This is a genomic window from Neisseria sp. P0001.S007, from assembly GCF_051963655.1.
GTDB lineage: Bacteria > Pseudomonadota > Gammaproteobacteria > Burkholderiales > Neisseriaceae > Neisseria > Neisseria subflava_A.
This window is the reverse complement of sequence record NZ_JBQCUB010000011.1, coordinates 1-20,506: the sequence shown is the minus strand read 5'-3', so window position 1 is coordinate 20,506 and position 20,506 is coordinate 1. Positions and strand designations below refer to the sequence as shown.

At 47.4% G+C, this 20,506-nt stretch carries 25 protein-coding genes and 1 pseudogene; 4 read left to right on the top strand and 22 right to left on the bottom strand.

Features of this window, described 5'->3' with window-relative positions; translation table 11 throughout:
• The first annotated feature begins 27 nt into the window (after window positions 1–27).
• Entirely contained in the window at window positions 28–369 is a 342-nt protein-coding gene (locus ACTHRE_RS09670; RefSeq protein ID WP_003683849.1) for a hypothetical protein, read from the top strand.
• A gap of 57 nt (window positions 370–426) precedes the next feature.
• Here the strand turns inward: ACTHRE_RS09670 and ACTHRE_RS09665 are convergent, their stop codons facing one another.
• Window positions 427–1,317, bottom strand: a complete 891-nt coding sequence (locus ACTHRE_RS09665) for a LysR family transcriptional regulator (RefSeq protein ID WP_377073394.1) — start codon at window positions 1,315–1,317, stop codon at window positions 427–429.
• 127 nt (window positions 1,318–1,444) lie between these two features.
• Here ACTHRE_RS09665 and ACTHRE_RS09660 point away from each other — a divergent pair, with 127 nt between their 5' ends.
• On the top strand, window positions 1,445–1,840 hold the full coding sequence (locus ACTHRE_RS09660; protein ID WP_004519065.1) for a DoxX family protein: 396 nt from the start codon (window positions 1,445–1,447) through the stop codon (window positions 1,838–1,840).
• A 15-nt stretch (window positions 1,841–1,855) separates the two neighbouring features.
• Complete coding sequence (locus ACTHRE_RS09655) at window positions 1,856–2,461, top strand: nitroreductase family protein (protein ID WP_377073392.1); 606 nt, start codon at window positions 1,856–1,858, stop codon at window positions 2,459–2,461.
• 110 nt (window positions 2,462–2,571) lie between these two features.
• On the opposite strand, the gene cysS is transcribed toward ACTHRE_RS09655, so the two are convergent.
• From cysS to rpmE, 20 genes and pseudogenes are all read right to left on the bottom strand, one after another.
• Complete coding sequence (cysS, locus tag ACTHRE_RS09650) at window positions 2,572–3,993, bottom strand: cysteine--tRNA ligase (protein ID WP_377073390.1); 1,422 nt, start codon at window positions 3,991–3,993, stop codon at window positions 2,572–2,574.
• 681 nt (window positions 3,994–4,674) lie between these two features.
• On the bottom strand, window positions 4,675–5,832 hold the full coding sequence (locus ACTHRE_RS09645; RefSeq protein WP_070646523.1) for an AAA family ATPase: 1,158 nt from the start codon (window positions 5,830–5,832) through the stop codon (window positions 4,675–4,677).
• 83 nt (window positions 5,833–5,915) lie between these two features.
• Window positions 5,916–7,070, bottom strand: coding sequence for a GTPase ObgE (obgE, locus tag ACTHRE_RS09640; protein ID WP_377073388.1), 1,155 nt, complete (start codon window positions 7,068–7,070; stop codon window positions 5,916–5,918).
• Between the two features lie 143 nt (window positions 7,071–7,213).
• Window positions 7,214–7,702 (bottom strand): peroxiredoxin family protein, encoded by a 489-nt coding sequence (locus ACTHRE_RS09635; RefSeq protein WP_377073386.1) that lies wholly within the window; start codon window positions 7,700–7,702, stop codon window positions 7,214–7,216.
• A complete protein-coding gene (locus ACTHRE_RS09630; RefSeq protein WP_003748005.1) occupies window positions 7,699–8,082 on the bottom strand; it encodes an acyl-CoA thioesterase in 384 nt (127 codons plus the stop codon). The genes ACTHRE_RS09635 and ACTHRE_RS09630 overlap by 4 nt, the downstream gene beginning before the upstream one ends.
• Window positions 8,082–8,444 (bottom strand): hypothetical protein, encoded by a 363-nt coding sequence (locus ACTHRE_RS09625; protein WP_003681812.1) that lies wholly within the window; start codon window positions 8,442–8,444, stop codon window positions 8,082–8,084. Before ACTHRE_RS09625 ends, ACTHRE_RS09630 begins: the two co-directional genes overlap by 1 nt.
• Window positions 8,445–8,558: 114 nt before the next feature.
• Window positions 8,559–9,386 (bottom strand): MlaA family lipoprotein, encoded by an 828-nt coding sequence (locus ACTHRE_RS09620; RefSeq protein WP_049335811.1) that lies wholly within the window; start codon window positions 9,384–9,386, stop codon window positions 8,559–8,561.
• Window positions 9,383–9,661, bottom strand: coding sequence for an STAS domain-containing protein (locus tag ACTHRE_RS09615; protein ID WP_036493932.1), 279 nt, complete (start codon window positions 9,659–9,661; stop codon window positions 9,383–9,385). The genes ACTHRE_RS09620 and ACTHRE_RS09615 overlap by 4 nt, the downstream gene beginning before the upstream one ends.
• Window positions 9,662–9,724: 63 nt before the next feature.
• Window positions 9,725–10,315 (bottom strand): MlaC/ttg2D family ABC transporter substrate-binding protein, encoded by a 591-nt coding sequence (locus tag ACTHRE_RS09610; RefSeq protein WP_003681817.1) that lies wholly within the window; start codon window positions 10,313–10,315, stop codon window positions 9,725–9,727.
• Between the two features lie 32 nt (window positions 10,316–10,347).
• A complete protein-coding gene (gene mlaD, locus ACTHRE_RS09605) occupies window positions 10,348–10,842 on the bottom strand; it encodes an outer membrane lipid asymmetry maintenance protein MlaD (protein ID WP_049329454.1) in 495 nt (164 codons plus the stop codon).
• A 49-nt stretch (window positions 10,843–10,891) separates the two neighbouring features.
• Window positions 10,892–11,668 carry a lipid asymmetry maintenance ABC transporter permease subunit MlaE gene (gene mlaE, locus ACTHRE_RS09600; RefSeq protein ID WP_070606268.1) on the bottom strand — a complete coding sequence of 259 codons (777 nt, stop codon included), beginning with the start codon at window positions 11,666–11,668 and terminating at the stop codon, window positions 10,892–10,894.
• Window positions 11,669–11,733: 65 nt separating this feature from the next.
• The gene (locus ACTHRE_RS09595) at window positions 11,734–12,534 is read right to left on the bottom strand and encodes an ABC transporter ATP-binding protein (RefSeq protein WP_440345029.1); all 801 of its coding nucleotides are present in this window, start codon (window positions 12,532–12,534) and stop codon (window positions 11,734–11,736) included.
• Between the two features lie 497 nt (window positions 12,535–13,031).
• Window positions 13,032–13,268, bottom strand: a complete 237-nt coding sequence (locus tag ACTHRE_RS09590) for a YrhB domain-containing protein (RefSeq protein ID WP_081456507.1) — start codon at window positions 13,266–13,268, stop codon at window positions 13,032–13,034.
• 264 nt (window positions 13,269–13,532) lie between these two features.
• The gene (locus ACTHRE_RS09585) at window positions 13,533–13,931 is read right to left on the bottom strand and encodes a hypothetical protein (RefSeq protein WP_070646576.1); all 399 of its coding nucleotides are present in this window, start codon (window positions 13,929–13,931) and stop codon (window positions 13,533–13,535) included.
• 383 nt (window positions 13,932–14,314) lie between these two features.
• Window positions 14,315–14,500, bottom strand: a pseudogene (locus ACTHRE_RS09580) (septum formation inhibitor Maf); the annotation flags it as partial.
• 201 nt (window positions 14,501–14,701) lie between these two features.
• A complete protein-coding gene (locus ACTHRE_RS09575; protein WP_168167225.1) occupies window positions 14,702–14,896 on the bottom strand; it encodes a hypothetical protein in 195 nt (64 codons plus the stop codon).
• Between the two features lie 221 nt (window positions 14,897–15,117).
• Window positions 15,118–15,594 carry an SMI1/KNR4 family protein gene (locus ACTHRE_RS09570; protein ID WP_070646528.1) on the bottom strand — a complete coding sequence of 159 codons (477 nt, stop codon included), beginning with the start codon at window positions 15,592–15,594 and terminating at the stop codon, window positions 15,118–15,120.
• Window positions 15,595–15,707: 113 nt separating this feature from the next.
• Window positions 15,708–16,595 carry a hypothetical protein gene (locus ACTHRE_RS09565; RefSeq protein ID WP_283140102.1) on the bottom strand — a complete coding sequence of 296 codons (888 nt, stop codon included), beginning with the start codon at window positions 16,593–16,595 and terminating at the stop codon, window positions 15,708–15,710.
• Between the two features lie 138 nt (window positions 16,596–16,733).
• Complete coding sequence (locus ACTHRE_RS09560; RefSeq protein WP_377073381.1) at window positions 16,734–18,392, bottom strand: ArnT family glycosyltransferase; 1,659 nt, start codon at window positions 18,390–18,392, stop codon at window positions 16,734–16,736.
• A 235-nt stretch (window positions 18,393–18,627) separates the two neighbouring features.
• Window positions 18,628–18,843 carry a 50S ribosomal protein L31 gene (gene rpmE, locus ACTHRE_RS09555; protein WP_003681847.1) on the bottom strand — a complete coding sequence of 72 codons (216 nt, stop codon included), beginning with the start codon at window positions 18,841–18,843 and terminating at the stop codon, window positions 18,628–18,630.
• A 281-nt stretch (window positions 18,844–19,124) separates the two neighbouring features.
• Between rpmE and ACTHRE_RS09550 the strand changes: the two genes are divergently transcribed.
• Entirely contained in the window at window positions 19,125–19,658 is a 534-nt protein-coding gene (locus ACTHRE_RS09550) for an acyltransferase (RefSeq protein WP_070583988.1), read from the top strand.
• A gap of 62 nt (window positions 19,659–19,720) precedes the next feature.
• Here the strand turns inward: ACTHRE_RS09550 and ACTHRE_RS09545 are convergent, their stop codons facing one another.
• Window positions 19,721–20,185 (bottom strand): four-helix bundle copper-binding protein, encoded by a 465-nt coding sequence (locus ACTHRE_RS09545; RefSeq protein ID WP_377073379.1) that lies wholly within the window; start codon window positions 20,183–20,185, stop codon window positions 19,721–19,723.
• Between the last annotated feature and the right edge of the window lie 321 nt (window positions 20,186–20,506).

Below are 20,506 nucleotides of genomic sequence, written 5' to 3'. Positions count from 1 at the left end.
ATCATCACAACCTTAGGAGTTCAAACCATGAAACCTGTTTTGTTTGCCGCGCTGATTTCCTGTTTCTCCGTTGCTGCCTATGCCGCCTGTACCGACAGCCAGCAGCAGTGCGTGATTTATAAAAATGGTAATGTTGCGACAGAAGGCGGCTGTACGGTCAGCAAATGTCAAAGTGCCGATGCGCAAGTGTTGAAATGGAAGCTGAAAAACGGCAAAGGCGTAACCGTGGAAATCGGTAAAAACGGTAAGGTTTTGGTGAACAAAAAACCGGGTGCGAAAGCGAACAACAGCAATGCGTCAGGCATGGGTTTGACATGCTATGCCGCTGATGCGGACAAACGCGAACAGTTCTGCTCGACCAATTATTGATTGGATTGTTGCTTTGATTAAAGGCCGTCTGAAAAGTGTTTCAGACGGCCTTGATGTTTATCCTTCCGATATTTTTTCATTGAGAAAGTCGATAAAGCTGCGCACTTTCGCACTGAGAAATGCCCTGTCGACATAAGTGGCGTTCAGTTGATCTGTCCAGATGGTGTAATCGGGCAGGAGTTGGATCAATGTGCCGTCCTTCAATTCCTGCTGGACTGCCCAAAGGGGCTGATAGCCTATGCCTGCGCCTGCTTTAATCAGCTCGCGTATCATCAGCGTGTTGTCGCTGCGGATAACGGGGGAGAGGTGGAGGATGGCTTTTTCTCCTGTGGTGCGGTGGGTAATTTCCCAGTCTTGTTGACTGGTATAGGAAGGCAGGATGGCTTGGTGCTGCATGACGGCTTCGGGCGTATCGGGTGTGCCGTGTTGGGCAAGATAGTCGGGGGCGGCAAGCAGGACGAATTCGATTTTGGCCAGCGGTTTGACGATCAGCGAAGGGGAGGGGGTTTTGGAAACGCGCAAGGCGAGGTCGAAACCTTCGGCGATGAGGTCGATATGGCGGTTGTCGAGGACGAGGTCGAGCGTTACTTTGGGATAACGCTGGCGGTATTCTGCTAGCCATGCGCTCATATTGCCGCCTGCAAACCATAGGGGCATGGTAACGCGCAACATACCTTGCGGCGTGTCGGTACCGCCTGCCGCTTTTTGGGCGGCAGTGTCCAAGGTATCCAGCGCGTAGCTGCATTGGCGGTAGTATTCTTCGCCTGCTTCGGTCAGATGGAGGTTGCGGCTGTTGCGGTGTAAGAGCTTGGCTTGAATGGTGTTTTCCAGATGGCTGACGTGTTTGCTGGCCATGGCGGTGGAAATGCCGATCTGATCGGCGGCACGGGTAAAGCTGCCGCTTTGAACAACTTGGCGGAAAACTTTTAGGCTAAATAGGGTATCCATTATTTCTTATTAGGAAACGTTGTATCAATAATTCGAGTATATATCTCTTACTGGGAATTATCTATACTGCACTTATTGAAATTGCTCCATACCTCTTCAGGTAGCCATTAAAATAAGGATTATTAAGATGTCAGCCCTCAAATCATTCCAACCTGTTGTATTGTCTGTCTTGCGTATTGTTGCGGCGTATTTGTTTTTGTTGCATGGTACGGCCAAGTTTTTCAGTTTTCCGATGTCTATGGGCGGTGCGTCCGAAGGCTTGATGCTGGTGGCCGGTGTTTTGGAAATTGTCGGTGGTATCTTATTGATATTGGGCCTGTTTACGCGTCCGGCCGCGTTTGTTTTGTCCGGTCAGATGGCAGCCGCCTACTTTATAGCCCACGCGTCTTCTGGTGATGTTTTGTTCCCATTGGCCAACCATGGCGAATCTGCCGTTTTGTTCTGCTTCGTGTTTTTGTATCTGGCAGTAGCCGGTGGCGGAGCGTGGGCTCTGGATAACGTTTTTGGTAAAGATAAAGATTAATTTAAGGAAAAGATCATGACTTATTCTGTTTTGCAACAAGCTGCTGAAACCCGTCGTTCTATCTATGCATTGAACAACACCCTGCCTCTGTCCAATGAGGATGTAACCAAAATCATCGAACACGCCGTTTTGCATACGCCGTCTTCTTTTAATTCGCAATCTGCCCGAGTGGTCGTATTGTTTGGCGAAGAACATGCCAAAGTGTGGCATTTTGTTGAAGAAGCTTTGCGTGCGGTTGTTCCTGCCGAGCAGTTTGAAGCAACTGCACAAAAACTGAACTTGTTTAAAGCAGGCGCTGCGACGGTTTTGTTCTTTGAAGATCAAGATGTTGTCAAAGGCTTGCGAGAGCAGTTCCCATCTTATGCGGCCAACTTCCCGATCTGGGCGGATCAGGCAAATGCCATGGTTCAATATGCTGTTTGGACAACATTGGCGGCTGCCGGTATCGGCGCCAATCTGCAACACTACAATCCGCTGCCTGACGCGGCCATTGCCAAAGAATGGAACTTGCCGGAAAGCTGGTTGTTGCGTGCGCAAATGGTGATTGGCGGTATCGCGACTCCTGCCGGTGAAAAAGCCTTCCAACCGATTGAAGGCCGTCTGAAAGTATTCGGCGCATAAATGAAATGATGTTTTAAACAAAGGGCGCGATGTTTGCGCCCTTTTTGAAATAGCAAAATAAAAGGCCGTCTGAAAACAGTTTCAGACGGCCTTTTATCTATGCCATGAAATCAACCGCGGCGCCAAGTCGTACCGCCGGCATTGTCTTCCAGAATGATTTTGTGTTCGTTCAGAAGGTCGCGGATACGGTCGGATTCCGCCCAGTTTTTATCCGCGCGCGCCTGTTTGCGGCGGGCGATCAAATCGTCGATTTCCTCGTTGGACAGGCCGTCTGAAACAGCACCGCCTTGCAGAAATTCAATCGGATCGCGTTGCAACAGGCCGATGATGCCGCCCAAGGCTTTCAGGCAGCCGGCGAGGTGCGCATCATTGGTTTTGTTCACTTCGCCTGCCAGCTCAAACAACACGGCAACCGCTTCGACCGTACCGAAATCGTCGTTCATGGCGGCGTAGAAACGGCGGGTGTAGTCGTTGGCGTTTTCAGATAAATCAAACTCAGCCGCTGGTGTGTTTTTCAACGTGGTGTACAGACGGGTCAGTGCGCCTTTTGCATCGTCCAAATGCGCGTCGGAGTAGTTCAGTGGGCTGCGGTAGTGGGCGCGCAGGATGAAGAAACGCACGACTTCAGGGTCATATTGTTTCAACACTTCGCGGATGGTGAAGAAGTTACCCAGCGATTTGGACATTTTTTCGCCGTCCACACGGATGAAGCCGTTGTGCAGCCAGTATTTGACGTGGCTGGCGATGCTTTGACCGTGATGGGTTTGCGCGTGGTCGTGGCCGCAAGTATGACCGCTGGCGCCGACGCTTTGGGCAATTTCGTTTTCATGGTGCGGGAACTGCAAGTCCGCGCCGCCGCCATGAATATCGAAAGTATCGCCGAACAGGTTTTCACTCATGGCAGAGCATTCAATATGCCAACCCGGACGGCCGTTGCCCCAAGGGCTTTCCCATGCAGGTTCGCCTGCTTTGGCCGCTTTCCACAATACAAAATCAAGCGGATCGCGTTTGAAACCGTCCACTTCCACACGCTCGCCTGCGCGCAGGTCGTCCAACGATTTGCCCGACAATTGGCCGTAAGCGGAAAACTCGCGCACGGCGTAGTAAACGTCGCCGTTTGCAGCAGGATATGCCTTGCCGTTTTGAATCAGGGTTTCAATCATGGCAATCATTTGCGGAATGTTTTCCGTTGCCTTCGGCTCAATATCCGGACGCAACACACCTAAAGCATCGGCATCTTCGTGCATAGCCTGAATGAAACGCGCGGTCAGTTCGCCGATGGTTTCGCCGTTTTCAGCCGCACGGGCAATGATTTTGTCGTCGATGTCAGTGATGTTGCGCACATAAGTGAGCGGATAACCGCACTCGCGCAACCAACGGGCAATCATGTCGAACACAACCATCACGCGTGCATGGCCTAAGTGGCAATAGTCGTAAACAGTCATACCGCAAACGTACATACGCACGTTTTTAGGATCGATGGGGGAGAAGGGTTCTTTTTGGCGGGTAAGGGTGTTGTAGATGGTGGTCATGGGATTATGGATTGATCTTTGTTGCTCGGATGATGATTGCTGTTCTGTTCCTGTAGATACAGACCAAGGAATATCACACGGTTGCCCGTTATTAATATGGTTGATATTCGTGAATATTGGTTTTGCATAACAATTCTCAAATGTTTTTGTAAACTTTGATGTTTTAAACCTATCTTTTAATAAGGCTACATCTAATGAAGAAGGAGAAAGTTTACTTTTACTAGGCATTTCAATATGAAGAACTATTTTTATTTCGTTGCAATTTAAGGCTAAGTGAGCAAAATCTTTTTCCTCCTGCTTTTCTGCTTTAAATTTAGCGGAAACCAATCCTGCTAATGAATCTCGAACTTTTCTTGCGATTAAATATGGTAGGTCAGATAATTTTTCATCTATTGATTGAGCATTTGGCTTAGACTCAAGTTGGTAATAATCTTTGATTTCAATTAGCCAAAGTGTCGATTCATGAAGAGCTATTATATCTACACCTGAGCTGCCATTATCGTTATCCACACTTTGATCTATCTCATTTTTCCCTTTTTCATTTGTATCAATTTTGTTACGTAAATTACAACTGTTCTGAAAAATTTCATAATGTTCCCAATCGTCATATTTGGTAGCACAGTAATCTTCAGGAAAAGTAAAAGTTAATCTCTTTTCTTTGATTATGGTCATAATCTAACCTCAAATATTCAGATACCTGTCTGCCTGCATAATGCTTTCATCTAACAATATCAATGTGTCCAAATCATTAATGCTGTCCCCTTGTTCTACTTTTGTTCCATCATCGGAAGCAACCAATGAGAAAAAACGTACAGGTAAATCTGTTTTATTTTCAAAATTCAAAAGTTCCAATTCTCTCAATAGGAATAAAGAGTGTGTTGCAATAAAAACCTGAATACCTTGTTGGGATAAAGACCAAATAATACGGGCAGCCACTTTGATCAATTTAGGATTCAGATTAGCTTCTGGTTCATCCCAAAATAGATAACCTTTATCTAGCAATGCCCCTGTTGCGATTAATCTGGCAATCATGACAAATTTACGTAAACCTTCTGCTACAAGAGGTGCTTCGATTGTTCTGTTGCTGCGATGGGGTCTTAAATAAAAACGGCCTTGTTTTTCTAGAACAGAACCATCCATTGCTTTTTCAATTTGGGAAAGTAAGTCTTTAATACGTTCATTGTCTTTTAATAATGGAGCAGTTAAGAGCTTACAAGTATCAAACCATGTTTCTTCAAATGGGATACTGTTTGTTAAATATAAAGATACAAACCAAGGGCATAAAGTGATGAGTTCCCTGCTTGGTATAAATATTGGTAATTCAGAATAGCTATTAATTAATTTTTCTATAACAACTTTTTTACTTGCCGTATTTGAAAATTTGATATGATAGTATTCTTCATTCAGTAAGGTTAATTTAATATTTGCTTTTTTAGAGTTTAAAGGGTTATCCCCTGTATTAGAATTTTCCTCATAATCCAAATCATTTTCAGTTTTAGATTTTTTCATCAGTATTTCCAAGGCACGTCTATTCGCATCAAGTTCCTCGATGATTCCCTGAAGGCCAAGAGCTTTTTTTACCAAACTACCTAAAGAATCTGGACGGAATACATTAATTAATTTGTTTGCAAATTGCGTTTCCAAATTGGTTTTCGAAAGTTCATTGTTGGGATTGGAGGTAACTTCCAATAGGCTATAAATCAGTTTAAGTAAATGACTTTTCCCACAACCATTCTCAGCCATAATTACATTTAATTGTGGAGAAAATTCAAAATTTGTATTCGGTAAGACGCTGAAATTTTCCAAATTTAAAGATTTAACAGCTTTACTTTTGCTCATAGATTAATCTCTCAATTTTTTAATATACTGATAGTTTGCTTGAAAAAGATAATATCTTCAGGCGCTCTATAGGGATAATAAATTTACTCCGGCTTAAACACGCCAGTATCCGTTTTAGGCTGCTGCTCGGCAATCTCGGCTTTTGCCGCTGCCTGCTCCGCTTCTGTTTTTTCGGCTTCGATGCGTTTTTTCTCGGTCAGGTATTGGTTGATTTGGTGTACCAATTCCTGCGTGCCTTGGTGGGTCAGGGCGCTGATTTGGAAGAGGCGCGGGGTTTCCATGTCGAATTGGAAGCGGTCGTCTGGTTTGGGGTAATCCCAGCCGATGGCTTCGAGGAAGGCAGCGGTGCGTGCTTGGGCTTCTTCTTCGTCGAGCATATCGAGTTTGTTCAGTACCAGCCAGCGCGGTTTGTCGTAGAGCTCTTCGTCGTATTTGCGCAATTCGTTGATGATGGCGAGGGCTTCTTCGGCGGGGTTGACGGCTTCGTCGAATGGGGCCAAATCGACGACGTGCAACAGCAGGCCGGTGCGCGATAAGTGTTTGAGGAAGCGGTGGCCGAGGCCTGCGCCTTCTGCTGCGCCTTCAATCAGGCCGGGGATGTCGGCCATGACGAAGCTGTGGTTTTCGTCGATGCGCACGACGCCCAAGTTTGGATGCAAGGTGGTGAAGGGGTAGTTGGCGATTTTGGGACGTGCGGCGGAGACGGCGGTAATCAGGGTGGATTTACCGGCGTTGGGCATGCCTAATAAGCCGACATCGGCGAGGACTTTAAGCTCGAGTTGCAGGGAACGGGTTTCGCCTTCTTCACCGGGTGTGGATTGTTTGGGCGCGCGGTTGACGGACGATTTGAAGTGGATGTTGCCCAAGCCGCCTTTGCCGCCTTTGGCGAGGCAGACGCGCTGGCCGTGATAAGTGAGGTCGGCAACGATTTCGTCGGTGTCGAGGTCGCGGATAAGGGTGCCGACGGGCATTTTGAGGACGATGTCGTCCGCACCTGCGCCGTAGCGGTCGGAGCCGTGGCCTTTTTCGCCGTTTTTGGCTTGGTAGCGTTTGACGAAGCGGTATTCGACGAGGGTGTTGGTGTTTTCGTCGGCTTCTGCCCAAACGCTGCCGCCTTTGCCACCGTCGCCGCCGTCAGGGCCGCCGCGGGGCACGAATTTTTCGCGGCGAAAACTGGTTGCGCCATTACCGCCTTTGCCTGCGGCGACTTCGATTTTTGCTTCGTCGATAAATTTCATGATGTTCTCTTATGGGTATTCGGTTGTTTCAGACGGCCTTTGTTGATAGAGGAGCTTGGTGTCTGAACGGATAAAATGTTGCTTATTATAAAGGATATTTCGGTTTTAGGCCGTCTGAAATATGGTTTCAGACGGCCTTGGTTTTATTGGGCGAGGGCTTGGTCGATTTCTTGGTAGAGTTGGGTGAAATTGGGTTCGCCAACGTAGGTTTTGAGGATGTTGCCGTTTTTGTCGATCAGGACGGAAGTCGGGTAAACCTGTGTGCCAAAGGCTTTTGCGGCAGTTTTGTCGGCATCGTACATGACGGTGAAGGGAAGGCCGGATTCTTTGACGTACTGATGGACGCTCTCAATAGGGTCGATGGGCTGGGCAATGCCGAGGACTTGGAAATTTTTGCCTTGATAATCTTGGGCGGTTTTGATGATTTTAGGCATTTCGCTCACGCAGCCGGGGCAGGAGGGAAACCAGAAGTTAATGAGGGTAACTTTGTCTTTTAAATCGGCGTTGGTAATGGTTTTGCCTTGCAGGTCGGGCAGGGTGAAATCAGGGGCGGCTTTGTTGCTGGGGATAAGGACGAAGGCAAGAAGCGCGCCAATCGTGGCAACGACAAGGAGTGTGAGTATTTTTTTCATGATGTGAGGTTTTGAATTGCGTGTGCTAAGGTTTGGGGAACGCTGATGCTGCGGCCGCTTTCGCTGCTGACGGGCATAAGGGTAACTTCGGCTTCGATGGCGGCTTTGCCATTGGGCAGGGTTGCGGTTTGGCTGAGGATGATGTGGCGTGTGCCGATGTCTTTCAGACGGCCTGTGAAGGTTAAAACATCGCCTTCAAGCGACGGGCGGCGATAGCGGATGTCAACGCGTGCAACAACGAGCATGATGCCTTTGAGTTCGGACAGAAGGTCATGCTCTTGAAAAAACGTCCAGCGCGCTTCTTCGAGAAATTCGAGATAGCGTGCATTGTTGACGTGGCCGTAGCCGTCAAGGTGGTAGTTGCGGACGGTCAGTTTCATCAGTTGAGATTGATGGGTTGGAACTCTTCGCGTGCGATTGGTTCGTGTTCGAGGTCGGTAATCACGGTGGAGAGTTGGATATCGAACCATTCGTTGAAAATGTCGGCATCCAAATCCGGCCATTCGCTTTCGTCTTCGCACCAGTCGGCCAATTCGGCAGCAAAAATATCTTCAAAACGCGCTTCGATTTCGTCCCATACTTCGTCGGCAGTTTCGCATGGGCGAACGAGGTAGGAATTGGCATCGGCTTGAATGTCTTCCAGTGTCAGGCCGTCTAGGTGATTGCCGGGCAGGGATTTCAGCCAGTTCCAAAATGGATCGAGGGGGATAAGCAGGAAGACGCTGCGGTTGACTTCGTACATGGTGTTTTCCTTGGTTTCTGTATAGTTGAATGATATAGCAAAGGTGGTGGACTGGCTATCTTTTGGGGGATAAAGGCCGTCTGAATTTCAGACGGCCTTTATTTTTGGGAACAATCAGAGGTTTTCTGATGGTGTTTGATACAGGGTTTGGGGATTGGCTGTATCGGGAATTTCTGCCGGAGCGGTTTGAGGGGCTGTTACCGGTTCGGAAGTGGCATTGCTGTCCACTAAGTCATCAATGTCGATGTTGTCGTCTTCGCTTTGAGGGAGCGTGCCGCCGGTTTGTTGGGTGCGGACTTTCATGTAAAGGTCGCGTGTGTAGCTGTATTTGTCGATGGCTGCACCTTCGAGGCTGTCGGTCAGGTCGAGCAGTTCTTCACGGGTGTTGATGGCTTGCAGGCCGATTGTGCCCCAGCGTCCTGCTCTGGTGTGGAAGACGGCATTTTTAACCGGATAGACGGTGGTGACGGCGTTGCCGACGGTATCGCGTACGGTAGACGGGCCGAGTAGGGGGACAACGAAGTAGTTGCTGTTTTTCCAGCCCCATGAGGCGAAGGTATCGCCGAGGGTGTTTTTATTGCTGGGCACACCGCCTGCACCGGCTACGTCGATTAAACCGCCAAGGCCGAAGGTGGTGTTGATGCCGACGCGGACGAGGTCTTCGCTGGCGCGTTTGACGTCAAGGCGCAGTACATTGCTGCCGAAGCTGACGACATCGCGCAGGTTGTTGAAGAAGTTGATCACGCCGGTACGCACCGGTTTGGGCGTTATTTTGCGATAACCGCGTGCGACAGGGGAAAGGACGTATTTGTCTGCTTTGTCGTTGAACTTGGAAACGGTACGGTTGTAGCCTTCGTAAGGGTCGGCTGGATTGCGTTCGGCAAGTGCGGGAGCGGAGGCTATGCTGATGAGGAGGCAGAGTGAAGCGGTGGTTTTTTTCATGATTGCAACCAGTCTTTGATTTCGTAAAGTTCGGCCAGTGCGCGGACGGAATCGGGAATGTTTTGAATGGTCGGTTTTTTGTCTGTCCGGCGCAGAGCGTTGAGCAGCAGGGAAACGCAGGCTGAATCTGCTTTGCCTACTTGGCTGAAGTCTATACTGTCTGTTTCTTTCAGACGGCATTGTTGTTCGTAGCGCGCAAAGGCGGAGGCAGTCAGGGTTTTGACGGTAACGTCGCCGCTGATGTAGAGCGTGCCGTTGCGGATTTCTGTTTGCATGGTGTCTTTATGATGTAAGGCACCATGCCGTCTGAACATCAGGCGGCATGGTGCGGGGGTGGATTATTTACCGCCGTTTTTGGCTTTCAAGTCGGCAATCAGGCCGTCGATGCCTTTGGCTTTGATGGTTTCGCCGAATTGGTTGCGGTATACGGTAACCAAGCTTGCGCCTTCTACTGCGACATTATATGCGCGGTATTTGCTGCCGCTTTGGTAGGTGGTGAAGTCCATGTTGACCGGTTTTTGGCCGGAAACGTTGATTTCGGCGCGGACGACGATTTCTTTACCGCCTTTGTTTACGACCGGGTTGTCTTTGATGTTGACCTTGGCGTTTTTGAATTTCAGCATGGTGCCGGAGTAGGTGCGGATCAGCAGGGTTTGGAACTCTTTAGTCAACGCTTGTTTTTGTGCGTCAGTTGCAGTACGCCATGGGTTGCCGACGGCCAAAGCTGTCATGCGTTGGAAGTCGAAGTAAGGGATGGCGTAGGCTTCAGCTTTTTGGCGTGCAGTGTTGGCATCGCCGCTGTTGAGGATTTTCAGCACTTGAACGGAGTTTTCACGGACTTGGTTGACTGCGTCGGCAGGAGAGGCAAATGCCATGCTGATGCTCAATACGCCGATGCTCAATGCGCTGATGAAGGAAGTTTTTTTCATGGGAGTGTCCTGAATATTGGGTTGATATGTGTTTATTGTTTGTTTTGACCGGCAGATTCACTGTCTGCGTTTTTTTCGGCAAAGCTGGTCATGAATTTGCCGATAAGGTTTTCCAAAACCATGGCGGAGCTGGTGACGGTAATGGTGTCGCCTGCCGCCAAAGAATCAGTATCGCCGCCTTGTTGCAGGCCGATGTATTGTTCGCCCAACAAGCCTGAAGTCAGGATTTGTGCGGAAACGTCGCTGCTGAACTGATATTGACTGTCCAGATTGAGGGCAACTTTTGCCTGATAGGATTTAGGGTCGAGCTGAATGGAGGCAACGCGACCCACCAGTACGCCTGCGGATTTGACCGGAGCGTTGGTTTTCAAGCCGCCGATGTCACTGAAATCGGCATAGACGGTGTAGGTTTGAGAGGATTTGCCGAACGATTGTCCGCCGGCGGCGCGGAAGGCGAGAAAGCCGATAGCGGCCGCGCCCAGTAAGACAAACAGTCCTACCCAAAATTCCAAAGCATTTTTTTTCATGTGCTATTGTCCTTGTTTCATTCTTCTTAAGTGTCGTTTCAGACGGCCTTTAGTCGGTAAACATCCATGCAGTCAACATAAAGTCGACAGCGAGGATGGTCAGGGCGGAAGACACTACGGTGCGTGTACTGGCGCGCAAAATACCTTCGGAAGTCGGTACGCAGTGAAAACCCTGATGTACGGCGATTAACGTAACGGCTACACCGAAAGCGGCAGATTTGATTAAGCCGTTGAGGACGTCGTAATGGAAGGTAATGTTGTTTTGCATTTGCGACCAGAAAATACCGCCGTCCAAACCCAGCCATTCGACGCCGACCAAATACGCGCCGTAAATACCGGCAACGTTGAAAATCGAAGCCAACAAAGGCATGGAAAACACGCCTGCCCAAAAGCGCGGCGCAACCACGCGTGCCACAGGATCGACCGCCATCACGTTCATTGCTTCAAGCTGCTCGGTGGTTTTCATCAAGCCGATTTCGCTGGTCATGGCACCGCCCGCGCTGCTGGCAAACAGAATCGCCGCCAATACGGGACCCAATTCGCGCAACAGGGAAGCGGCAACCATATAACCCAAAATATCGGCGGATTTGAATTTTGCCAGCTGCGTATAGCCTTGCAAGCCCAATACCATGCCGACAAACAGGCCGGACACAGCAACGATCAGGACAGACAACACGCCTGCAAAGTAAACCTGGCGGATGCTCAGGCGCGGGCGGGCAAATGCCGTGCCTGATTTTGCCAAGATATGCAGGAAAAACAGCGTAATGCTGCCCAGCGATTGGATGAAGCCGAGGGTTTTTGCCCCGACGGAACGGATAAAATTCATAGGTTTCAGTTGATTGGTTAAATGGTTTTCAGACGGCCTTGTTTAAGTTTCAGGCCGTCTGAACATCAGCCCAGCAAGTCTTGTTTTAAAGTCGTTTGCGCCGGATAGCGGTAGGCGACAGGACCGTCTGCCAAACCGCCGACAAACTGGCGCACCCAAGGCGAGTCGAGTTCGCGCATTTCTTCGGGCGAGCCGGAGAACATGATTTCGCCGTGTGCCAAGAAAATGACTTGATTGACAATTTCCAATGACCTTTCAATATCATGCGTTACCATCACGCTGGTGGAGCGCAGGGCTTTGTTGGCACGGCTGATGAGGTGGGCGATGACGCCCAACGAAATCGGGTCGAGGCCGGTGAAAGGCTCGTCATACAGCATGATTTCAGGGTCGAGCGCAATCGTACGCGCGAGGGCGACGCGGCGCGACATACCGCCGGAAAGCTCGGAAGGCATCAGGTTTTCAACACCGCGCAAACCGACTGCATTCAGTTTTAACACCACCAAATCGCGGATGACCGCTTCGGGCAAATCTGTCAGCTCGCGCATAGGGAAGGCGATGTTGTCGAAGACGGATAAGTCGGTGAACAATGCGCCGTGTTGGAACAAAACGCCCATGCGGCGGCGGTGTTCGTACAGTTCCTGCGCCGAAAATACGGCCAAATCGCGCCCTTCAATCAGCACTTTTCCCGATTGTGGGTGAATTTGACCCGTAATCAGGCGCATCAGCGTGGTTTTACCGCTGCCCGAACCACCCATTACGGCGGCGAAATTGCCTTGTGGAATGCTGAAGTTGATGTTGTTCAGAATAGGACGGTCGCCATATGCGAAGGCAACGTCTTTCATTTCGATGAAGGGTGTGGAACTCATGCAGGAGAGGGGTGTCAAAAAATGTATTTTAATTACGGGTATTGTAAAGGGTATTGGATATTCGGGCAATTTTCAGACGGCCTGCGCTTAGGAATAACGGGTAAAAACGTGTGAAAGAATGCAGAAGCGTTGGTGGTACGGTCGTTTTGTTGCGTGTTGTGTCAAACATACAGACGGCTGTGTAGGTATATTTTGTATAGAAATACAAAAAAACAACTGAATCAAATCCAATAAAAATATTTTTATCATCAAATATCAATACTTTTTTTGGGGGCGCTTATACAGGACACGGCTAATCCAATATCTATTGAATTCTTTGTGAAAAGAAAGAATAAAACATCAATAAATCTTCTTTCCTCTCTCTTGTAGAATAATATATTTCTTTAATTTTGTTATTTGCTCCACGCCTAAAGCGTCCTGTTGGTCCATATATTTCACCCGTTTCATCCATATAGTTTCAAGTTTAGTGGGATACGGACTTAGCTAATGGGCTTGAATCAACGAATAGAAGGAACTCCTCCATTTTTAGAAACAAATATAGGCCAATTTCCAATAATAGATTTGTTTATATCCATTGTTTCTAAATATTCTTTTGACTGATATGGGAAAACCCACCCATCATCATTTTCTCGTACATGAGATTCAACTATTAACAATGAAATTCCCATTTCTTGCTCTATTTGACTTAAAAAAGATACTGCGATTTTCTTTGCTTCTTGATAAGTAATTACCATGGAAATACCCCAAATTGAAAATGTTTGAAGATAGCAAAATTGACTTCTCCTCCTTTTTGTATTTGCCCATCAATATACCTTTTTGGATAATTGCACTTTATGGCCTGCTGGATCGATGGCGTTAAACAAAGGCCGTCTGAAACGGTTTTTCTGTTTTCAGAAGGCCTCTTAGCTCAAACCTTGAGAACCGCATGCGTGCGTTCCGCACACATGCTACTTATTGAGTTTAGGTTTCATATGGGCTACGGCTTGCTAATTTATGATTTATCTATATTCCTGATATCTAATAGAATTATATAAAATACCATTCTTATCAAAAATAGGTAATAATTTAATCAAATACCAGTTAACATCAACTATTTCTTTATCAAAATTTTTAATATTAATGGTGATGCTAAATGAGAATTCAAAATTAGGGAAAAATAAAACTTGTCCACCAATATTGGTGTCAGCCCATGTTATTGAAAATCCAATTACTTCATCTAAATTACTTTTTATTCTTAAAAAATCTAAAATTTCTTTTTCTGACATAGAAGCTGAATTCCAATCATAGTCTTCATCGCCAAGTGGTAAGTAAACAAAATTTCCATCATCTAGAAAACTCCAACCTCCATACAATAAGCATTCTAGTATTTCATAACGAGAAAATTTTTTATTATTCATGGATAAATCCATATCCAAACTTACACTTCTTGACATTTTTAAATCTCCTATAACTTTTAATATTCAAAATATTTAATACCTTTTTTGTTCAAAAATTCTTTAACATGTTTGGGGATTGGTGTATTTGAATGTAATTCATATGTTGCTCCATTTTTTGTTGCAATTTTCAGTCTATCACCCATATCTGATTTAAATTTTTCGAATTTTTGAGGTGTAGAAGTGTGATCTCTCCAGAAATTACCAGATTTGGCTTCATACCAACGATTGATTGTAATAGCACCGTCAAACTCTCTCCCTCCCATTTTAAAGCTTCCATTTCCTCCATGAAATTTAACTAACCAATCTTCAAATTCTTTTCTGATTAGCCCAGATGGACCTCTGCTTAATTTCTTAATTTCTTTTTCTATTTGAGCATGTTGGTTAAAGTTGCTGTTTTTATTTCCGTTTCTTATTTCCTGAACATTTTTCTCCACCTGCTCACGAGTTGTCAATTTATTAAGCTTCCTATCAACCTCCCATCTCGGTTTTGCATCAGACACAGGCTTAGCCTTAGGCATACCGGCCCCTGATTTACCCACACTGAACAAATCTATAGAAAACTGAACATATTCCGCAGCCTGCTCCGACAACCCCAACTGCTTCAAGGTCTGGACCGTAATCGTCGGTCGTTGCTCGCTGGCTTTTTTTCCGAAGTTTTTCGTCCCAGTAATGACATGATCGTAGGAAGACGTTACACCAACCAAAGCGGCGGCACAGCCGAAGCCGAAAGTCTAGGCACAAGATCCGCCTCCGGCTACACTGGAAAGCACAACCCCCAAACTGCCCGAAACGATTTCAGCTCCGGGTTTGACGTAGCGGTGTAGGATGCTTTTGTCTTCCGCATCCAGCTTTTCATATTCGGCCTTCAGGTAGTCGGCCACCCAATCGGGATGTCGGTTTAGATAGCCTATGGATCCGTTTTTCAAGTCCTTAAACCGACTGTCAAAGTGTTTATCTTGGATAAATTCGATGATGCGTCCTATATTTTGACGACATTCGGTAATTCTTCCTTTGGAACTACATTCATGCTTGACTTGCTCTTTTATGACGGAATAAATTTTAAGAGCTGTCTGTTCGTCCTTCTTTAAGGCCGCTGATTTCAGACGATCTTTTTAATTTAGTTGGGTTTTCAACTCAACCTACACACTTAATCTGAAAGTTCATATAGCATATCCAAAAAGGCATCAAAACTATCTGCAATATGGCTAGTTACCATTTTCGTATCTCCATTCTCATCTTCATAAAAATCATCATGATACATCAGAATGATACATGGATTTTCATTGCATTTTCTGTAATCAAAACAGATATAATCGCCATTAGCTGAAATCCCAAAAGCAATCACTTTTTTTGCATACCCATATTCATCATCAATACATGAATAGCTATAAATATCTTCATAGCCTAAATTTTGCTTATACCCTAAAAATGAAATGTCCCTTTCATCATTTTCACCGTATTGATTGATAAAATTGAAAATATTTTCTTTAGGGTATAAATGATCATGTTTGCCAAGAAGTGATACATATGAAACAGGAAAAACGACCCCTACATCTTCAGCAAATTGTTGAATTGTTCTTATTGGAACCAATCCCTCATCTGATAATATTGATAGTTTTCTCATTTTTACTGACCTTTCTTTAACGATTTTTGACCAGTATGCCTAACAGCTTTATGAATACTATTAGGAATTAACTGCATATTATAAAGAGGCGGGCAAATATGCCCGCTTTATTTTTAATATTTCTGCAAACCTTCTACCTTGATTTCTTTGGCATTGGCATTGATGAAGGCTTGAGTTGCTTTCATCGTGGCTTGGATGCGCGGATCGTTCCAACGCACGATTTGGTTGTTTTCATCGCGCTTGTCCGACCAGATGATCACGCCGTCGGTGTATTTTTTGCTGATTTCGAGCATTTTACGCCAGCGGACGGGGTCGATGAACTGCTTGAAATAAGGGTTGTTGGTGGCCGAATAATATTGCGGCCAGATGTAGCCGATGATTTTTTTGTTAGGAAAGCGTTGGTGGATGTCGTCAACGGCGGTTTTCACGTCTTTTTCCCATTGCACCAAATCGGGGGAAGTGATGTAGAACACAGGGTTAGCATAGTCGCTGATGGCGGCGGTGGGCGCACGGCGTTTGCTAACTTGCCGCCATTTGTCCAAGATGGCTTCGTTGTCAACGTTGGGGCGGTAGTGGCGGATGCCGTGCAGGTGTTCGGAAGGCATGCCGTAGTTGCTGATGAAGGCGCGCGGGTTTTCTTCTCTAAAGATTTGGTACATCCGCGCGAAGTCGGTTCTCAATTCGTCAGGGGTTAGCAGTTGACCGTCTTTTTCGGCAAACCAGCTTTCGATGTCGGTAGAAATGGTGCGGTAGCCTTCGCGGCGCGATTGTTTGGCCAATTCGCGGATACGCGCTTCGTTGAGTACACCGTGTTTGCGTGTGCCCGTCGGATCGGGTTTGACCAGCTCGCTTTCGTAAACCAAAAACACTTTGGAGAGTTTGTCGGCAGTAAGGTCGGGTTTGCCGACGTAGTCCATGAGGTCGTAGATGATGAAATCTTTGGCATGGGCGGAGAGGGCGGTCAATAAGAGGAAGAGGGGCAAAAGGCGGTTGGGTTTCATATTTTTAGGCAGATAAGGGAAAAGGGCCATTGTACGGGAAGCGGTGTTAAAGTGAGTCAAAGGCCGTCTGAAAGGATAAAAGTTCTTTCAGACGGCCTTTGTTGGGGTGGGAATATTCAGTTTTGAGGCTGGTATGGCTTACTGCGCTGCAGTTTTTTCCAGCAATAGGAAAGTCTCGGCTTTGTTGCGCGGTCTTGCGCCTTGCCACAAGGTTTGCCAGCCCGAAGGTGCGCCGATGTTGGCGGCTTGGCGGATGAGGCGGTAGCGGCAGGACGGGTTGTCGGTCGTGGTTTTAATATGGCTGTATTGTGTCCACGCAATGCGTGTGCGCTGGTCTTGGCTGTCGATGTTGATACATTCGAGGCCGTCTGAAAGTTTCTGTTTCAATTCGGAAGAAAGCGCGGCTTCCATTTGGTGTACGACCGGTGCATGGCTTTTGGCGGCGTTGAGCCACGGTAAAAACAGGGTCATCAGCAAGGCCCAGGCCAAGGTAACGCCGGCTGCCCAGTTGGTTACGGCTTGGCGGCCACGGATGTTTTTACGCGTAATCGCCCAGAGCCATAACGGGGTAAACAGCAGGGCGACGGTCATCGGAATCGGGTCAATGTCGGGGATGTAATACGGGCTGAAATAGGCGGCGCGTTCGGCCAGTTTGGCAGGCCAGCCGTAGTTCATGGCGAAAAAGCCCAGCCACAGGAAGACGGCAATCAAACCGAATGCCATGATGCCGAACCAGTTGATAAATGCCACTGCACCGCGACGCAGGCCGTCCAGTTGTGCCGCGCCGAGCAGGGCGAGCGGCGGCAACAGCCAAACGAGGTTGTCTTGCAGGCGTTGCGGGTTGATGGCAAGTAGGGCTGTCATAATAACCAGCCACGACAGGCTCAGAATGCCCCAGTTTTTATCGTGGATACGCGTGCGGCTGAGCGTCCATGCTGCCAGCGGCCAGGCAGGCAAGGCAAACCACAGCAGGTTTTTCAGATAATAGGGCAGGTTGAAGGCCGTCTGAATCTGATGGAAACCGCCGAATATGCCTAAGGAATAATGGTTGAACCAAATATCAAACCATTCTGGATTGGTTTTGGATAAAACCAGCGGATACAGAATCAGCAGGGGCAGGGAAACGACGATGGTGCCAATCAGAGTCAGCAGATAGCGTTTGCTTTGCCAAGTGGAATGGAACGACAGGGCAAGTGCCAAAAAAATCATGGCTGCGGTCAGCAGATAGCCTGATGAAAGGGAGAGTAAAACCCAGCCGCCACACAACAGCAAAATGGCAATAATGACGCGGCGGCGTGCCAGTGAGAAGCCGCACAGAATCAATCCAAATGCAGCAAAGACGGCCGACATGGGATTGAGGAAGTGGGCGATGGGCAGTAAACCGATACTACCGATAAGGATTAAGACAACACTGCGGCCATGGTGTCTGCCGAGAAAGTTGAAACCGGCAAAACCGCAGGCGGTCAGTCCGATGGCGGTGAATACCACGCCGGCAAAACGCGCGGCATCATAGGCATCGGCTGCCCAAGGTGAAAACAGGGTTTGGAATGCGGTTGCCGCCCATAAAAAAGCAGGGGAGATGGTGAAATCGGGTTGGCCGAAGATTTGTGCAATTAACAGGCTGCCGCCGTTTTTCATGGATTCGGAGGCGGTAAAGAGGGAGGGTTCGGCAGGGTTCCACAAGTCATGCGAGAACACGCCCGGCCACAGCCAGGCAAAGGCCATCAGCAGCAGAAGCCATGGTTTTTCATGGGTTTTTTGGGGGCGGCGCGGATCGGGCGGTGTGTAAGTCAGCATGGAAGGTCAAAAAACGGTTGATTTGAATAGCAATGGTACAGGGTTTGACGGGTTTGCGCGATATGCCGGACTGGAGGGCTTTGTAAAATAATGCTTACGGCTCGTTTTTATCGGGTATTTGGAATGATATGGTATTCGGTTGAAGACAAAAAGCTCAGGCCGTCTGACAGAAATATTTCAGACGGCCTGAATGCAAAAAAGACTGCACGAAGCAGTCTTTTTGACAAAGCGGCAATTAGCGTTTGAACAGGTTGCCGAATTTGTTGTTGAATTTGTCCACACGACCGGTAGTGTCGACGATTTTTTGAGTACCGGTGTAGAAAGGGTGGCACAGAGAGCAAACCTCAACGTTGAAGCTGTCTTTTTCCATTGCGGATTTGGTCACGAATTTGTTGCCGCAAGAGCAGGTAACGTTGATTTCGTGGTAGTTCGGGTGAATACCTTGTTTCATTTGATTTCCTTTCGATTAAGCGGGCACAGGGGTTTTGCCTGTACTTCAGTTAAGCGTGGAATTTTCGCTATTTTTGGCTGTTTCGTCAAGAGGATATTTTGTATGCAGGGTAGTTTCGCAACAGAAGAGAACAGTTTAGAATAGAATATCGAACCAAATATTATGCGATCAGATTGTAATCTAACTGAAAAGAGGATGTAAAACCTCCTCTAGATGTGAAACTTTAAGAAGAATAATAGTCTGAATAATATTTACGCTTGTACGAACAGGAGACGGAATCAATGTGGAAAAAGATATTGACGTGCATTTTGCGTGTTTTGGGAGGAGTATTGCCCCCGTCTTATTGCAAACCATTCGGCAGAATTGCGCAAAAATTCCGTGTTGCTTTGGCTGCGTGTATTTCTCCAAACATCGGTAAAAACGTCAATATTGAAAAAGGCGGATACGTCTTTCCGGATACGGTAGTCGGCGACAATTCGGGTATCGGCGTAAATTGCGAAATCTGCCGCGGTTTGACCCTCGGCAAGAACGTGATGATGGGGCCGGAATGCCTGTTTTATTCGACCAACCACAAATTCAACCCTGAAACCCGCCGCTTTGAAGGTTATACAGATATCAGCCCGATTGTGATTGAAGATGATGTTTGGATTGGCCGGCGTGCGATTATCATGGGCGGCGTTACCATCGGTAAGGGCGCGGTAATCGGTGCAGGTTCGGTGGTTACCAAAGATGTGCCACCTTATTGCGTGGCTGCGGGCAACCCTGCGATTGTTCGGAAAAAACTGCTGGATGAGCAAGAGCTTGCAGCCGAATAGCGTAAACAAAATAGCAAAATAAAAGGCCGTCTGAATTTCAGACGGCCTTTTTTCAATAGTACTTAAGCGGCAATTTTTTCGCATTCTTTAATGCAAGCCAAGCAAGATTCGTAGCAGGCTTTGCATTCAGCGTGGTGGCCGGCGTGTTCTTTGCAGGCGGTAGCACATTGTTTGCAGGCTTCGATGCACACTTTTGCCAAAGATGGGGTCAGGCGTGAATTTTGGGCAGCGAGGTTTTGCAATGTGCCGCACAGTGCCAACATTTGGTTAACGCCGGTTGCGCAGTCTTTCATGGAAGTATCACCGGAGCTCAACAGAGTGATGCAGTGAGTCAGGCAGATTTGACCGGCTTCAACGCAATGTGCGGCTGCTTTGCGCGCAGCTTCGTAGGCGCGCGGTGCAGAATGCGCGTGACCGGCATGACCGGCGTGGTGTGCATGGCCGGCATGGTCGTGAGCACGGGCAAAAGAAGCGGCGGCGGTAAGGGAAACAGCAGCGGCGCTGCCGATAAATTGACGACGGTTCATAAGATAGAGTCCTTTTTGCTTTGTGAAATAATATTACGAATGATTAAGTCTATTCGATAACAAGAGGTTAACATATTCTTTGTTTGTAAACAATAAAGGCTGCCTGAACTTTTAGGCGGACTTTCTTTTAGATTTACGCGTTAGGTTGATAGAGTTTTCTTTTTCTGAATCAGCAGCCTCAACGAAGTTGCCGTGCCATCAAGACTGTATCAGTATAGCCAGTCATAAAGGTTTTACGAATAAAAAGAAAAGATGCTACTTTAGCCGTCTAGCCCTATTTCGAGTAATTTTTATATCATGTTAATTTATCTTGATATTTAT

Bases quoted from the DNA above. Each gene is read 5' to 3' on its own strand.
- ACTHRE_RS09610 (WP_003681817.1), bottom strand. From the start codon at position 10,315: ATGAAAAAAACTTCCTTCATCAGCGCATTGAGCATCGGCGTATTGAGC.
- ACTHRE_RS09655 (WP_377073392.1), top strand. From the start codon at position 1,856: ATGACTTATTCTGTTTTGCAACAAGCTGCTGAAACCCGTCGTTCTATC.
- ACTHRE_RS09665 (WP_377073394.1), bottom strand. From the start codon at position 1,317: ATGGATACCCTATTTAGCCTAAAAGTTTTCCGCCAAGTTGTTCAAAGC.
- ACTHRE_RS09660 (WP_004519065.1), top strand. From the start codon at position 1,445: ATGTCAGCCCTCAAATCATTCCAACCTGTTGTATTGTCTGTCTTGCGT.
- mlaE (WP_070606268.1), bottom strand. From the start codon at position 11,668: ATGAATTTTATCCGTTCCGTCGGGGCAAAAACCCTCGGCTTCATCCAA.
- mlaD (WP_049329454.1), bottom strand. From the start codon at position 10,842: ATGAAAAAAAATGCTTTGGAATTTTGGGTAGGACTGTTTGTCTTACTG.
- ACTHRE_RS09635 (WP_377073386.1), bottom strand. From the start codon at position 7,702: ATGAAAAAAATACTCACACTCCTTGTCGTTGCCACGATTGGCGCGCTT.
- ACTHRE_RS09630 (WP_003748005.1), bottom strand. From the start codon at position 8,082: ATGAAACTGACCGTCCGCAACTACCACCTTGACGGCTACGGCCACGTC.
- ACTHRE_RS09625 (WP_003681812.1), bottom strand. From the start codon at position 8,444: ATGTACGAAGTCAACCGCAGCGTCTTCCTGCTTATCCCCCTCGATCCA.
- ACTHRE_RS09670 (WP_003683849.1), top strand. From the start codon at position 28: ATGAAACCTGTTTTGTTTGCCGCGCTGATTTCCTGTTTCTCCGTTGCT.
- obgE (WP_377073388.1), bottom strand. From the start codon at position 7,070: ATGAAATTTATCGACGAAGCAAAAATCGAAGTCGCCGCAGGCAAAGGC.
- ACTHRE_RS09585 (WP_070646576.1), bottom strand. From the start codon at position 13,931: ATGAATAATAAAAAATTTTCTCGTTATGAAATACTAGAATGCTTATTG.
- ACTHRE_RS09560 (WP_377073381.1), bottom strand. From the start codon at position 18,392: ATGCTGACTTACACACCGCCCGATCCGCGCCGCCCCCAAAAAACCCAT.
- ACTHRE_RS09545 (WP_377073379.1), bottom strand. From the start codon at position 20,185: ATGAACCGTCGTCAATTTATCGGCAGCGCCGCTGCTGTTTCCCTTACC.
- ACTHRE_RS09615 (WP_036493932.1), bottom strand. From the start codon at position 9,661: ATGCAAACAGAAATCCGCAACGGCACGCTCTACATCAGCGGCGACGTT.
- ACTHRE_RS09570 (WP_070646528.1), bottom strand. From the start codon at position 15,594: ATGAGAAAACTATCAATATTATCAGATGAGGGATTGGTTCCAATAAGA.
- rpmE (WP_003681847.1), bottom strand. From the start codon at position 18,843: ATGAAACAAGGTATTCACCCGAACTACCACGAAATCAACGTTACCTGC.
- ACTHRE_RS09620 (WP_049335811.1), bottom strand. From the start codon at position 9,386: ATGAAAAAAACCACCGCTTCACTCTGCCTCCTCATCAGCATAGCCTCC.
- cysS (WP_377073390.1), bottom strand. From the start codon at position 3,993: ATGACCACCATCTACAACACCCTTACCCGCCAAAAAGAACCCTTCTCC.
- ACTHRE_RS09565 (WP_283140102.1), bottom strand. From the start codon at position 16,595: ATGAAACCCAACCGCCTTTTGCCCCTCTTCCTCTTATTGACCGCCCTC.
- ACTHRE_RS09595 (WP_440345029.1), bottom strand. From the start codon at position 12,534: ATGAGTTCCACACCCTTCATCGAAATGAAAGACGTTGCCTTCGCATAT.
- ACTHRE_RS09590 (WP_081456507.1), bottom strand. From the start codon at position 13,268: ATGGTAATTACTTATCAAGAAGCAAAGAAAATCGCAGTATCTTTTTTA.
- ACTHRE_RS09550 (WP_070583988.1), top strand. From the start codon at position 19,125: ATGTGGAAAAAGATATTGACGTGCATTTTGCGTGTTTTGGGAGGAGTA.
- ACTHRE_RS09645 (WP_070646523.1), bottom strand. From the start codon at position 5,832: ATGAGCAAAAGTAAAGCTGTTAAATCTTTAAATTTGGAAAATTTCAGC.